14 protein-coding genes are annotated in these 13,707 nt (G+C 39.7%); 12 read left to right on the plus strand and 2 right to left on the minus strand.

The annotated features are described in order from the left end of the window. From A9260_RS16800 to A9260_RS11305, 5 genes are all read left to right on the plus strand, one after another. On the plus strand, positions 1–469 hold a 469-nt coding region (locus A9260_RS16800; RefSeq protein ID WP_156684047.1), incomplete at its 5' end, for an IS3 family transposase. Further along, a complete protein-coding gene (locus A9260_RS17140) occupies positions 414–806 on the plus strand; it encodes a hypothetical protein (RefSeq protein WP_231892599.1) in 393 nt (130 codons plus the stop codon). The genes A9260_RS16800 and A9260_RS17140, both read left to right, overlap by 56 nt. 12 nt (positions 807–818) lie before the next feature. Continuing rightward, positions 819–1,934, plus strand: coding sequence for a BREX-1 system phosphatase PglZ type B (gene pglZ / locus A9260_RS11295; RefSeq protein WP_231892600.1), 1,116 nt, complete (start codon positions 819–821; stop codon positions 1,932–1,934). 21 nt (positions 1,935–1,955) lie between these two features. Beyond that, positions 1,956–4,061 carry a RecQ family ATP-dependent DNA helicase gene (locus A9260_RS11300; RefSeq protein WP_068699051.1) on the plus strand — a complete coding sequence of 702 codons (2,106 nt, stop codon included), beginning with the start codon at positions 1,956–1,958 and terminating at the stop codon, positions 4,059–4,061. Between the two features lie 11 nt (positions 4,062–4,072). Next, entirely contained in the window at positions 4,073–5,542 is a 1,470-nt protein-coding gene (locus tag A9260_RS11305; protein ID WP_068699053.1) for a DNA-processing protein DprA, read from the plus strand. 58 nt (positions 5,543–5,600) lie between these two features. Here the strand turns inward: A9260_RS11305 and A9260_RS11310 are convergent, their stop codons facing one another. Further along, the gene (locus tag A9260_RS11310) at positions 5,601–5,816 is read right to left on the minus strand and encodes a hypothetical protein (RefSeq protein ID WP_068699055.1); all 216 of its coding nucleotides are present in this window, start codon (positions 5,814–5,816) and stop codon (positions 5,601–5,603) included. Positions 5,817–5,866: 50 nt separating this feature from the next. Here A9260_RS11310 and A9260_RS11315 point away from each other — a divergent pair, with 50 nt between their 5' ends. The 7 genes from A9260_RS11315 (at position 5,867) to A9260_RS11345 (ending at position 12,847) form a co-directional block, all read left to right on the plus strand. After that, the gene (locus tag A9260_RS11315) at positions 5,867–6,442 is read left to right on the plus strand and encodes a GIY-YIG nuclease family protein (RefSeq protein ID WP_068699057.1); all 576 of its coding nucleotides are present in this window, start codon (positions 5,867–5,869) and stop codon (positions 6,440–6,442) included. Further along, complete coding sequence (locus A9260_RS11320; protein ID WP_068699059.1) at positions 6,439–8,583, plus strand: dynamin family protein; 2,145 nt, start codon at positions 6,439–6,441, stop codon at positions 8,581–8,583. The genes A9260_RS11315 and A9260_RS11320 overlap by 4 nt, the downstream gene beginning before the upstream one ends. After that, positions 8,576–10,345 (plus strand): dynamin family protein, encoded by a 1,770-nt coding sequence (locus A9260_RS11325; protein ID WP_068699061.1) that lies wholly within the window; start codon positions 8,576–8,578, stop codon positions 10,343–10,345. The genes A9260_RS11320 and A9260_RS11325 overlap by 8 nt, the downstream gene beginning before the upstream one ends. Positions 10,346–10,613: 268 nt before the next feature. Then, positions 10,614–10,928 carry a pyrimidine/purine nucleoside phosphorylase gene (gene ppnP, locus A9260_RS11330; protein ID WP_068699063.1) on the plus strand — a complete coding sequence of 105 codons (315 nt, stop codon included), beginning with the start codon at positions 10,614–10,616 and terminating at the stop codon, positions 10,926–10,928. A gap of 198 nt (positions 10,929–11,126) precedes the next feature. Continuing rightward, positions 11,127–11,561, plus strand: a complete 435-nt coding sequence (locus A9260_RS11335) for a YhfG family protein (RefSeq protein ID WP_068699065.1) — start codon at positions 11,127–11,129, stop codon at positions 11,559–11,561. A 13-nt stretch (positions 11,562–11,574) separates the two neighbouring features. Continuing rightward, on the plus strand, positions 11,575–12,174 hold the full coding sequence (locus tag A9260_RS11340; RefSeq protein WP_068699067.1) for a putative adenosine monophosphate-protein transferase Fic: 600 nt from the start codon (positions 11,575–11,577) through the stop codon (positions 12,172–12,174). Between the two features lie 394 nt (positions 12,175–12,568). After that, a complete protein-coding gene (locus A9260_RS11345) occupies positions 12,569–12,847 on the plus strand; it encodes a hypothetical protein (RefSeq protein WP_068699069.1) in 279 nt (92 codons plus the stop codon). A gap of 140 nt (positions 12,848–12,987) precedes the next feature. Here A9260_RS11345 and tnpC read toward each other — a convergent pair. Further along, positions 12,988–13,707: IS66 family transposase (tnpC, locus tag A9260_RS11350; protein ID WP_156684048.1), on the minus strand; the 720-nt coding region annotated here is incomplete at its 5' end.

Here is a 13,707-nt window from a genome sequence, read left to right on the forward strand (position 1 = left end):
GAATCGCTGGGCTTATCTAGCCGTTGTGCTGGACTTGTTTGCTCGTAAACCAATTGGTTGGGCTATGTCTTTTTCGCCCGATAGTCAGTTGACAAGCAAAGCTTTGAAAATGGCTTATGAAAGCCGTGGTAAGCCTAGAGGAGTGATGTTCCATAGCGATCAGGGCACGCATTACACTAGCCGTAAGTTCCGTCAGACCTTATGGCGTTTTCAAATAAAACAAAGCTTGTCGCGCAGAGGAAACTGTTGGGATAACAGCCCTATGGAGCGCTTCTTCAGAAGCCTAAAAACAGAATGGGTGCCAGCCTGTGGATATCGGAATTTAACAGAGGCCTGGAACAGCATTATTGGCTACATCATTAGATATTACAGCCAAATCAGGCCACATCAGTGCAATGGTGGTCTCACGCCAAATGAGTCGGAACGACTCTATTGGCAATCTTATAAAACTGTGGCCAGTTTTACTTGACCACTACATTTTGGGGTGGCTAAATAACCCAACCGAAAAAGCAGAGCAATGGCAAGGCAGTAAGTGGGATATTTTCAGCCAGTCCTGCATTTCAAGATACGGTTTTGAACCGAGCGAAGCGAATATGGCACTTGCTTTGGAGCTGCTCTGTGATGCTCAAGGTGAATGGGAGCGATTTGAAGAGACAGCAAGCAATCTTCCTGCTCTCGTCGACCGCCTAAAAACAGTAGCACCATCGGGGCTAGCGTTTGAAGCGCAAAATTACTTATCCGAAAATTTGTGTGATGAATCTGTTATTGAAGATGCATTTAAGCAAATTGCGGGCAGTAATCGTTAGAGTTTGAAGCAAGTGTTCAATTCTCTTTGGAGCAACCAACAATCTCGCCAAGATTGGATATGGTCTCAGCTAGGCTTTTCTCCTTGGTTAGGCATTTTAGAGCAAATTACGATCGTTCTTGAGCATACAGAGATCCTATTTTCGTCAGGTTCTCCAGAGGGCATGGCGGAGTTGTATACCAGCCGCTTCTGGCAGGCTGATGCCGCTGTGCTTACTGCGATGGCAAAAGCGAAAGATATTCACCATCAACAGTTGGTTGCGGATGTTCTGGCTGTTATCTATACGCCATGGTTGGAAAGGGTTGCACTTAACTTCCAAGATCAAGTTAGATTGAATGGTTATCCAGACGATAAACAGTTAAAAGAAACATTAGCAAACTATTCTGTTGGTAGCCAAGTAATTTTCTTCGTTGATGGCTTGCGCTTTGATACAGCTAAGCAGCTGGAGAATAAATTGTCAGCCATTGGTGTAAACATCGACCTTATTTCTCAATGGTCTGCGCTCCCGTCATTAACAGCTACAGCAACAGCGAAAGCTGCAGTGACGCCATTGGCAGATCTGCTAACAGGTTTAGAGGATAACGATGATTTCATTCCAGCGCTAGCGAGTACACAAGCATCTTTTAGTAGTCACTACCTTAAGAAGCTACTTGCCGAGCGAGGCTGGCAATATTTAGATGGTCTTGAAACAGGTGAACCGAATGGTTATGCCTGGGTGCAAACAGGAGACCTAGATAACTTAGGTCATAAGCAACAGTTAAAGATGCCACAGTACATTGAACAGGTATTGGGTGATGCAGTCGCACGAATCCGAGGTCTATTAGACGCCGGATGGAAGCGAATCAAAATCGTAACAGACCATGGCTGGCTTTGGGTGCCTGATGGCTTACCAAAAGGCGAAATTCACAAGCCATTGGGAACGAATCGTCAACGCCGCTGTGCGATATTGAAGAGTAATATTCAATACGATGGTTTGGTTGTACCTTGGTTTTGGAACCCGAGCGTTTCTATTGCAATGGCTCCTGGCATTTCAGGCTATGTGTCGGGCGATCACTATAATCATGGCGGCTTGTCATTACAGAAATGTTTGACGCCTGTGTTGACAATCAAAGCTTCATCAAAAAACTAGATATTATAAAGTAGGGTATCGATGAGAAAGCTAGCATTATCTTATTTGCGTGAGATGACGAACAACGGAAAAGCAGTTTTTCATGCAGATCAATGGGAAGCTATTCAAGGTTTAGTTGAGCATCAAAATCAAATGTTGGTAGTGGAGAGAACGGGTTGGGGTAAGAGTGCAGTGTATTTTATTGCAACTAAATTGCGCCGCTCTCAGGGCCATGGGCCGACTATCATCATTTCCCCTTTGCTCTCTCTAATTCGTAATCAAATAGACAGCGCGGCAAAGCTGGGTTTAAGTGTTGTTTCCTATAATTCGTCTATGGATAAGGACGAAAAGGCTGATGCTGCACGAAGTATCTTAGCAGGGCAAGTTGATGCTGTGATCATATCGCCTGAGCAATTAGGCTCGACTGCTTTTGGTGAGGAAATTTTACCGCAGATAAGTAACAACATTGGTCTATTTGTTGTCGATGAAGCGCACTGTATTTCTGATTGGGGGCATGACTTTAGACCAGACTATAGTCGCATTGTTCGTGTACTCAAATTTATGCCAAGTAACATGCCTGTGTTGGCCACTACGGCAACGGCAAATGACCGGGTCGTCAACGATATAGAAAACCAGCTTGGTGACAGGCTAATAACACTTAGGGGACCGCTTACTCGTAAAAGTCTTAGTCTACATACTCTCTCGATTAGTAATCGCTCTGAGCGACTTGCTTGGCTTGCTAAAAATCTCCCAAATATCGCGGGAACGGGTATCGTCTATGTAAAAACTACCAAAGATGCTGAAATTGTCTCTGGCTTTTTGAGAAAGAACGGAATGACAGCTATGGCTTATCACAGCCAGATCAGTGATCCATTGGACAAATTGCGCCTTGAACAAGCACTTATCTTTAATGAAGTAAAATGTTTGGTAGCAACGTCGGCCCTTGGAATGGGATTTGACAAGCCGGATCTTAGCTTTGTTATACATTATCAAGCCCCTGGCAATGTTGTCGAATATTATCAACAAGTTGGTCGTGCTGGACGCGGTATTGATAATGCAGTAGGCATTATGATGTTGGGAGAGGAAGATGCTCGAATACAACAGTATTTTATCGACAATGCTTTTCCAAAAGAACATCAAATTAACCAGCTTCTAAGCGTGCTAGAGCAGAATGATGATGGTTGCCGATTATCTGATTTTGAACCACAGGTTAACTTTTCAAAAGGTACGATAGAAAAAATTATCAAATTTCTTTCTATTGAACACCCATCGCCTATCTTAAAAAACAACAGTATCTATCAGCGAACTCAGTTTGATTACCAGTTGCCTCAAGAAAAAATTGATCGATTAAATACAATTAAACGCCATGAGTGGGAAAGGTTGGTCGATTATCATCAATCATCAGAGTGTCTGATGCAGTTCTTGTCGGAAGAGTTAGACGATGCTAATCCACAGACCTGTGGTAAGTGTGCCAATTGTGCGCCTGAAAATAAGCTAACCAACGAGATAGATTACGAGTTGGCTCTCCAGGCAAATGATTTTCTTCGTAGTCGTTATATCCCTATAAAACCTAAGGCAACATTTGCAGCATCTGGTGCTAATGCTAAATTGGCATTTCCAACTTATGCATTCCCTTATAGTGCCAAGAAATCCAATCTATATCTTGAACAAGGTGCAGCTCTTTCCTCATGGAGAGATGGAGGCTGGGGGGATATCGTAGCCAATGGGAAAAAACAAAACCATTTTAGTGATGAACTTGTAGAACCAATGGTCAAAATGATCGATAGCTTACCGTACGAAGAGCGACCAACTTGGGTAGCTTATGTTCCGTCACCAAGGCATCCAACATTGGTTCCTGACTTTGCAAAAAAAATTGCAAATAGGTTAGGTGTACCATGCATGGATGCGTTGTATGTCGCTGAAGAGCGCCCTCCTCAGAAAACGATGGAAAATCGATTTCATCAAGCTAAGAATTTAGACGGTGCGTTCGGCGTGGATACTGGTAAAATACACAGTAACCCAGTATGGTTGATTGACGATGCAGTAGATTCAGGGTGGACATTTACTATTGCAGGTGCGTTACTCAAGAAGTTTGGCGTATCTAAAGTCATTCCCGTTTCACTCACTAGTACTAAGAAAAACCAATAGAATCAGAGACTATGACAAACGAATTATCAGAGAATACCAAAGCTATATTGATGTTAACGCATCACTTTAACCGTGCTGATAGAAGGGCTTGTAAGCCGTTATCAGATAATGGATATGGCTATTTGGCTCATTGGTTGAAAAAGAATAAGTTCGCACCAAAGGATTTACTAGATAGTGATCGATTAGCTGAATTCTTTGATATGTTTTCAGATGATGTTACCCACTTCCATTCGAACGCAGATCTATCGCCGATAATGGCCCGGCTAGATAAAACGGTTGCAGACATCACATCTGAGCGTTTAACTGCTTTATTAGCTAGAGGAATGGCTCTTTCTCAAGCACTCGAAAAATGGCAAAGCGCTGGGATCTGGATCTTGAGTCGTTCTGATGAAGGATACCCCAAAATTATCAGAAAGGAGCTAGGACATAAAGCCCCTGCGATACTGTTTGGTGTTGGTAATGTAGAGCTGTTGAGACGAAAAGGCATTGGTTTTGTAGGCTCGAGAAATTGCGGTATAGATGATGAAAACGCAACGATTGGCTATGTAGATAATGTAACGACCCATGGGTATCAGGTTGTATCGGGTGCTGCTGAAGGTGTTGATAGTATCGCGATGCAGCGGGCGTTAAATAGTGGCTCAACCGCGATAGGGATTCTTGGTGATAGTTTATTCGCTGCATGTGGAAAAGCGCAATGGCGGCAGCATTTGAAGAACGAATCATTAGTATTAGTGTCACCGTTTGATCCTGAGGCTGCATTTGGTCGGGGGCAAAATGCGATGCAGCGCAATAAGTATATTTACTTGTTATCCGAAGCCGTTGTTGCTGTGTGTGCTAATGTTAAAGGCGGTACCTTTGAGGGGGTTAAAGAGAACTTGAAAGCTAATTGGAGACCGCAGTATGTTTCCCAACACCAATCGTCAAACTTAGATGGTAACCAGGAAATTTTGGCAGGTTTCGCAAACACAAAACCAAAAGTCAAAGCCGCCGCACAGGCGATCGCACTTAGGCCTGAGCAATCTATTATTTCACTGTTAAACGGTGATTCTAATACTGAGGTTTCGGCAGAAGAGACTCTTTTCAATGGCAAAGCTAATATCGATAACGATCATGCCGGTTCAATAAGTGAGTTAGTCGATAAAGAGACCGGGGAGCTCTTTGAAACCCCCAAAGTTGATTCTACTATTGACCAAGAAGAGGCAAGGTTGGCCCCAAGCGGCGAGGCGGACTTGTTAAATCAGCCAGCTTTTAAAGGTCTTGAGACTTTAGCTGCTTTCTATTTTGATGTATCGGATGCCTTTACCCAGAGTCAGAGAGAGGAACTAACGGAAGCGGAAATTACGAACTACTTTAATCCGTTAGTGTTGGTTATCGGAAAAGAGGCACTTGATAAGATGATTTCACACTTAGTCGAACATGGTTTACTCATTAAAACTAGCGATGTGACTACGTATCGTTTTGATGATAGATATGCTAGGTAATAACCATATTTGTTACTGCGATTGTCACTCAATTGGCGTATGTTTTATCAAGAAGGGGTTATACCGACCTAGAAGATTCCAGTAATGATGAAATTGCTGATTTAACAACAACGGTAAATGACGCCCTTTCAGGTGAAGCATCAACAGTTAGCAGTGACGTTGTTAATGAAGGTTTAACAGAAACGGTAACCGAATCCTCACTACCAATTAGCCCGATAGGAGCGATAGTGGCCATTTTGGGTTTGCCGCTTTTATAAAGAAATATAGTGATCATTTTTTATCCTGATTCCAAAATGATAATTAGTAAACTAAACAAGGTGAACAATGGGTAAGATTTATGTTGCCTGGGATACCACTAAGCCAGATTTGGCTAAAGTGGGAATGACCACTCGAGAAGCTTTTGTACGTGTTGCCGAAGCTGAAAATCCAGACTATATGTTGTTTACTTCTTTTGATGTAGATAATGAACTTCTTGAACAAACAGAAAAAGATATTCACTCATTTTTAGAGCGTCATTTTAGTAGGCGTAATCATAAGTCCTATGGGGGTGTTTCTGAATGGTTTGAGGGGACACCCAAACAAGTAGCACAAAAATGTGAAGAGTTCTTAAAGCAAGGTACGAGTACTCAAGAACTTAGGGATACTATTACTTCTTTAAAAAAAGAATTGTCTGCTGCCAAGCGAGAAAAAGACAATCTAGTTAAAGATAATGAACTTTTAAAAGATAAATATACAAAGCTCGAAGATAATTTTGAAGCGTTAAAAAAAATATTGAAAGATCTCAGTGATTTTGATGGGAGAAGCCGTCTACATAGCTCTGTAGCAGAGTCGAAACCAAAAGATAAGCTGAGCAAAAAGTCAGTCAAAAATGCCTTAGAAGTCTTAAGAGGTCAAAAATGAGCCCAATTATAATAATAAAAAAACTGGAAGAACTATCAGCGCATTTAAAAGCACATGAAGGTGCTTATGGATCGAGTGCTGCACAGGTAATTAATGAGGCTAACTTACCCACTGTCGAAGAGTTTGAGAGTGTGGTTAATAATCATGATGATACTTTAGAGATAGGTATTATTGGTCGCGTAAAAGCGGGTAAATCATCAATAGTGAACACCCTATTTTTTGAAGGAGAAGAAGTATTACCTAAAGCCGCAACACCTATGACTGCGGCATTAACGATATTATCTTATGATGCAGAAGCATCCATTGAGGTAGAGCTTTATAATCAAAATGATATTAAAGACATTGAGTTAAAGTCTAGAGAGTACGACCGTAAGCGTTTAAGGCTGATAGAAGGCTACATTAATGAAAATTCAAATATTATTAAAAAACTAGTCGTATCTGATATTGAAACCGACGCAGTGGAGTATGCTGATGGTTTAATGAAAGATGATGAACTTTCATTCTACCTTCATTGTTATAACGATATACAGTCACATATTGATAATTTTCCGACTGAAGATAAGCTAATCCTTAAAGTTGATGATCCTTACAATATTAATAAAGAAATTTTGGACTATGTAGGTCCAGAGGGAAAATATACTCCATTTACAAAATCGGTTCATATCCGCTTACCTTTAGAGTCTTTAAAGGGGATAAAAATTGTCGATACCCCGGGGATTAATGATCCTGTAGTGTCCCGTGAAAGCATTACCCGCCGTAGATTAAAAAATTGCGATGTTGTGTTCATTGTTACCCCATGCGGGCAGTTCTTAAACAATGAAGATGTTAAGCTTATTGATAGGGTTACCAACTCTGAAAAAGCCAGAGAGTTGTTTATTGTTGGCAGTAAATTAGATAGTCAATTGTTCAATATGGAATTGAAAGGAAACCTGCCTGAACGTATTGAGCATATTCAGACAAAGCTTTCTATGCTCGCGAGTAGTACATTTCGAAATTTAAAAGAAACAAATTTGGAAGTGGATAGCATGTATGATGAGCTTATCACTGAGGTTGAAGACCGTGTCATCCTGGTTTCATCATATGCTGAAACTATGTGCCACAAAGCTGCCAAAGATAAAGCATTGACTGCGGATGAGAAGCTATTATTAGACAGGCTGAAAAAAGTTTTCCCCAACGATTTTAAAGACGATGCAAGTACAAGGGTTAATCTCTATAATATTTCTAAATATACGCATCTGAACGGCGTGTTAACTAGCGTTAACCAAAATAAATATAGACTCATCGAACAAGCTAACGAAGCCTACATTAAAAAGGTGCAAAAGAATCAATCGCTTTGTAAGGATAAATTGCAAAATCTGCTTGAAGCTAAGTTAGATGCACTCGATGACTATGATGTGGCTGAGTTAAAGCAGAAATCAGAATCAATCCAAACTTATAAGGATAAAATCGCAGATGATTTAAACGACTTTTATGCTGACTCTGTTCGTGAACTGAAAACTACATTATCTAAACTTATGAAAGAGAGGATCAGTTCAAGTATTGATGATTTCAATGTATTGACTCAAACAACGGTTAAAAGTGGTGGTGCTTGTAGTGCAAGTAAAACAGTAGAGCAAATTCGCACCGGTGCGGCTTTTGCCAAGCTAGAGTTGCTTATACAAAATGTGGAAGACCACGTATCGGATACTTCTGAGGAAGTGCTTTTTAACTGGAAAAAGAAATTAAAACGTGATTTGACGACTAAGTTAGAGCCTCTTATTAATGAGGATGTTATTGAACTTGATATGGTTCGTTCTATTTTAACGGGCATTTATCCTGATAACTTGGAAATTAACTATAAAGCAGCAATACCTAAGGAACTGGAGCCATCAGGTACTATTACGGGGAGTTCTGCTAAAAATTATGCCCAAGATATGGTCGCGTTTGGTCGAATGACGCTGAAATTGCAAACCAGACAAGATATTAAAGAATATATTGAGAAGCTAGAAACTGAATTAATAGAAGTTTCGCCGGCTAAACATATTTTTAATGAATTTGAGCAACAAAATAATGATCTATTAGCTTTGGTTAGCCACAAAGAGCAAGCTGAAGAACTCATTGAGGCTGCGATTGAATCTCTTGAAGGGTTGTTAGATGACTAGCGATGTTAGAGAGGATAAAAAGCTAAAGCGCTGTAAAGATAAAGTAGAACGTTTAAAGAGAGAAATCATTGAGTTAAAGGATACTAATGAAGATCTTTTAAGCCAGTTAAAAGGAGCTAAGTTTACTAATGGGGAAGAACAAAAACGCCTAGAGGGTGATAGGTTTCTTCAAGAGAACGAAGCGCTTCAGAAAGAACTAGATTTGTGTCGGACATTAGCATCTATGATACAAAACCAGGCTTTGAAAGAATATATATCGGAGGTGCAAAATTTTTTATCACGTCCTGAGTTGCCTTTTGTATCATCAGAAGTTTCCGGTTTAAGATCCGCTTTTTTAAATGCGAAAGAGTTAGTGCCTATGCGTGGTTTTCATGAAAAAGCCGGATTTGCAGTAGGGGGTGGATTTAGTAGTGGGAAATCTTCATTTATTAACTCGTTTATCGCAGAGGATGGGATTAAGCTTGAAACAGGTTTAACTCCAATGACCAGCTTACCTACTTATATCGATTTTTCTGATACAAATGTAGTAGAGCTGTTTGATGCTGCCAGTAAAAAAGTAAGTGTCGATTTAGATGTCTATAAGCAGCTAAATCACGATCAGTCACCAAGTGTTTCTGCACTGCAAAAGAACATTAGTAGAGTCTTAATTGAGACAAAGACAAAGACAAAATATAATTCACACCCTTCATTTTATTTTATTGATACGCCTGGTTACGACCCTGCCCGGAGCGACTCTACAGCCAATGACGAAAAAAAGTCACGTTATGCTCTTAGTCAAGCTGATGCGGTGATTTGGCTAATAGGCTTGGATGCGAATGGCACCATACCTAAGTCAGATTTGTCATTTTTATCACGCACTTTACTCCCTACTCATAAGTTGATGATTATATTAACCAAATCAGACTTACGAACGAGTGAAGATATTCAAGCAATTTTAAATAGAGTGAAAATAGATCTCACCGGTGCTCAAATTCCATTTGAAGGCATACAGTCCCTAAGTCAACATCACGATCAAAGTGTTTTCCATGAAGGCTGCACGCTGACAGAGTTCTTTGAGCAAGTTTCTAGCAGTATTGAAAAGCCGAGTTTACTCGAAGCTAATAAGATGATTTCAACTGTGTTTCAATGTTGTATAACTAGGATATCTTATTCAATTCAAAGTTATGAAACGATGAGGAAAGCTTTTAAGAATGTGCAAATTGCACAGTTTAAGAATGACATTGAAAATGAGCTGGTTGATGATGGTATGCGAGAAATCAGTAGAAAGATAAAATCTGAAAAATCATCACTTAATCACTTAAAGTTATTAGCTAAAGAACTTATAGTTTTTTTTGCTAAACACTGTCACTATAAATTAGATGTGGATATAGATTTGCTTGGCACTCCTTCAGAATACGACATCTCAAAGAGCAATATTGATGGCGAGCCAGAAGTCTCACAATCAATAGTTCCAGCAATAACATCACAATCTAGAAATCAATTTTCATTTTCAGATGAAAAAGTAAGTCTTACTAAAGTTATTCAAGAAATCTCTGTTTATCATTCTGAACTTGCAGCTCACACTACTGCTAGTGTAAACAAAATTTTACGTCAAGAAGGCGTATTACAATTGATCGGAAGGAAAACAAATGTAACTGGGCATGCGGCCCGTTACGGGATCACATCTGTGGTACGACAAAACGACACTGGTGAAGAATATAACGCTATCTTGTATGACAGGAATGCCAAATTGTATGTTTTAGGATTACTTAAAGCTTTGTAAGTGTCAAACAAAGGCCATGTGAGGATGTGTCGCCCATCACTCACATTCACAGTTCAACGTACACGTAGACTACTTCGATACTTTATTTCTTCGATTGAATGATAAGGATTTGAATGACTGCCCTTACCAACTTGTTATTGAGTCTTACGTTTATAAAAATAACGGAAAGAAAGCAAATATGCATGAGGTATTTTGGAATTCCCATTTTCTTACACGATATTAAAACTTAAGATGTATAAAACGGACATAACTTAATAAGGAAATTTAAATGTCACAATTTGAAAATGTCACCGTTATCAAAGAAGTTAATTCATACTTTGATGGCAAGGTAACAAGCCGAACAGTCGTATTTGCTGACGGATCTACCAAATCTTTAGGTGTCATGCTTCCGGGAGAATATGAATTCGGTACTGATAAAAAAGAGCTTATGGAAATAATGTCTGGCTCTTTATTGGTAAAATTGCCTGAATCTTCTGAATGGGTTTCTGTAAAGGGCGGCGAATCTTTTGACGTTCCTTGTTCTTCGAAATTTCAAGTCAAGGTAGAAAGCATCACGGACTATTGCTGCGCATACTTGGATTAATGAGGGACTAACCCTGTAACCTAATGCGTTGCAGACGGACTGGATCTAAACTTCTAGTCCGTCTGTATTGGCTATATGGAAGTTGTGCTGACTGCTACATTTCAACGACTTCTTTTCTAATGCGTCTTACAAATATAGTAATCACTTTCTTTGAGTAGTAGACTGATATTATTTACCGCATAAATATGCGAGGCACTTATGAAGTACGAATTGTTAGTCTTGGCGGCAATGACACGCTTAGAATCTCCAAATACTCAAGCTATAGTTGCCGCTACTGGGATCTCAGAGCGCAAAGTACAATCGGTAGTTAATTCATTAGTTGAAACTCTAGGCTTAAATATTGAAAGAGAGCGTCAAGGTAGAAGCTTTCGCTTTTCTATTAGTAGTTGGGGGGTTTTTGAGTCTGGGAAAGCGATTCAATCTCAGCTTAATGAGATTGATTTAGTGATGCCAAGTAATTCAATGCTGTCTACTTACGAAGAAAAACATGCGTATTTCGAGCAAGTAAAAATGGATAATTTTAAAGAAAGTATGCGCTTAGAGGGGCATAAAATTGCTAATGATTTTGATTTGTCTCTCGATAGAGAGCAGCAACGTCAGATGTTGTTAAAAAAATACTCAAACGTAAATTAATTAGAGGTGCTCATTGATTGATAAATATGGCACAGCACAAGATCCTTATGTTTACGAAAATAGTACGGTTCTAGTAAATAAGCTCAATATTAATGATGAAGCGGTATTAGAGGATGCTGAACGTGATTTAACGACTTTAGCTGCGATGTATGCAGAGTTTCAATCACCTCCTTATAATTTCACTAGTCTGCGTTCAATTCATCGTATTTTATTCTCTGATCTATTCGAATGGGCCGGAGAGCTAAGAACGATTGATATATCAAAAGGAAACACACGTTTTTGTCATGTTGTTAGAATTGAAAAAGAAGCGAATAGTCTGTTTTCAATGTTAGAAAAAGATAAGTATTTGGTTGGTTTACCATTTGATGAATTTCTCACTAAATTAGCTGAGTATTATTGCGACATTAACGTTCTACATCCCTTTCGTGAAGGTAACGGGCGAGCGCAACGTCTATTATTTGAACATATCGCGATCAACTGTGGTTACAACATTAATTTTTCCGGTATTACCTCTGAACAGTGGGTAGCTGCAAATATCCAAGGGTATCATTGTAATTATGTACCAATGAAAGTGCTATTTTCTAGTTGCGTCACTAAGGCGGAAAAGCGCTGAGAGTAATTACATCAACAGGATTTATTGACCTTCAGCCCTTGGACTATCATATGAATGCTCAATCAGCATAGTTACGTTTGTTTTACGTTATATGCATCCCTTCTTTTGTCCCTGACCAAAGGGATGTTTACAGTCCAATCACGCAGTTCCTTACTACTAGTAAATGACTTTTTAGTGAAGCACTTGAAGTGAACTTGATTTGTATTTTGTAAGCGGTACGAGGTTATAGAACTAAATCAGCGATGATTATTGGTTTTCTTTAGAGTTATCATATTATAAATGGTAAATTTAGGTTTAAATTGCATGGCTTAAATTACATGGTTTAAAGCGTGTTATGCGATGTAAATGTGAAACATCGAAACGTGCAAGATAGATAATTAAGATAGGTAAAAATATGAACGATAGAGTTTTTCAGGTTTGGCAACAGAAACGTGAGCAAGGTTTCTTGTCTTGGCTTTATAAGAGTACTTTAGGGGCAATGGTATTCTATATGGTTTTTAATATCGTTTTCCAATTCTCGGCTGTAAGTGCGCTAGGCATTCTAGCATTTTTGCAGAGTCAGGTTTTGAACTATGCATTGTTTGCAGCACTGATACTTTGTACCAATGGATTGCTTTGGCTTTATCGTGAATCCAGCTATAAGAAAGAAGCTCGTCGTCGAAATATCATGTAAAAATTGAAAGGGCTCAGATCTTTCTTTTTGTCTTATGACAGTTCCCTTCTCTGAGCTCGCTCATAATAGTGCCAATTTAGCAAATATGTTGGTACATAGTGGTCTATTTCTCTGTAAGCGATTAATTAACCAGTGAAGTCTTAATCAGCTTCACCGATTTTAATGTTCCACGGCATGAGATCCGACATGTCATCGGTTGGAGTTCGTTTTGGCAACTCAGTGAACAGATGTTGGAAGTAATAGTAGGGATTAATGTCATTGGCACGACATGTCATCACTAAACTGTACAAGTTAGCACTTGCTTTGGCTCCACCAACGGATGTCGAGAACATCCAATTTTTTCGGCCCGTGGTAAAGGGACGAATATCCCGCTCGGTTACATTATTATCGATGCTAATGTTGCCATCTTCTAAATAAGTGAGTAGCTTCGGCCATTGGTTTTGAGTGTAAGTAATGGCTTTACCTAACAACCCTTTCGGCAAAACATTTTGCGCATCTAACCATTCTTTGAACTCGCTTAGGATCGGCTGCGCTTGTTGTCTTCTTAAAGCTTGGCGCTCTACAGAGGATAAGCTTTTCGCCTGCTTTTCGATCCCATAGAGTTTGGCGATATAGTTCAACGCTTTTTCAGGTTTACCTGCTTTCTTTGACGGCGATGCTTTTTGAGCATCGGTAAATTTACGACGAGCATGAGCCATGCAAGCCGCTTGAGTCACACCTTCTAACGTGTCGTAAGCACTGTACCCATCCGACAGTAAATAACCAGAGTAACCCGTTAGGAATTCACGTACGCAAGCACCCGCTCGACTTGGCTGGTAATCATAGACAACAACGGGATTTTGAGTGAACTCACCGCTACG

Origin of the sequence: Vibrio sp. UCD-FRSSP16_30, assembly GCF_001676025.1 — a bacterium.
In the GTDB taxonomy this organism is placed as follows: domain Bacteria; phylum Pseudomonadota; class Gammaproteobacteria; order Enterobacterales; family Vibrionaceae; genus Vibrio.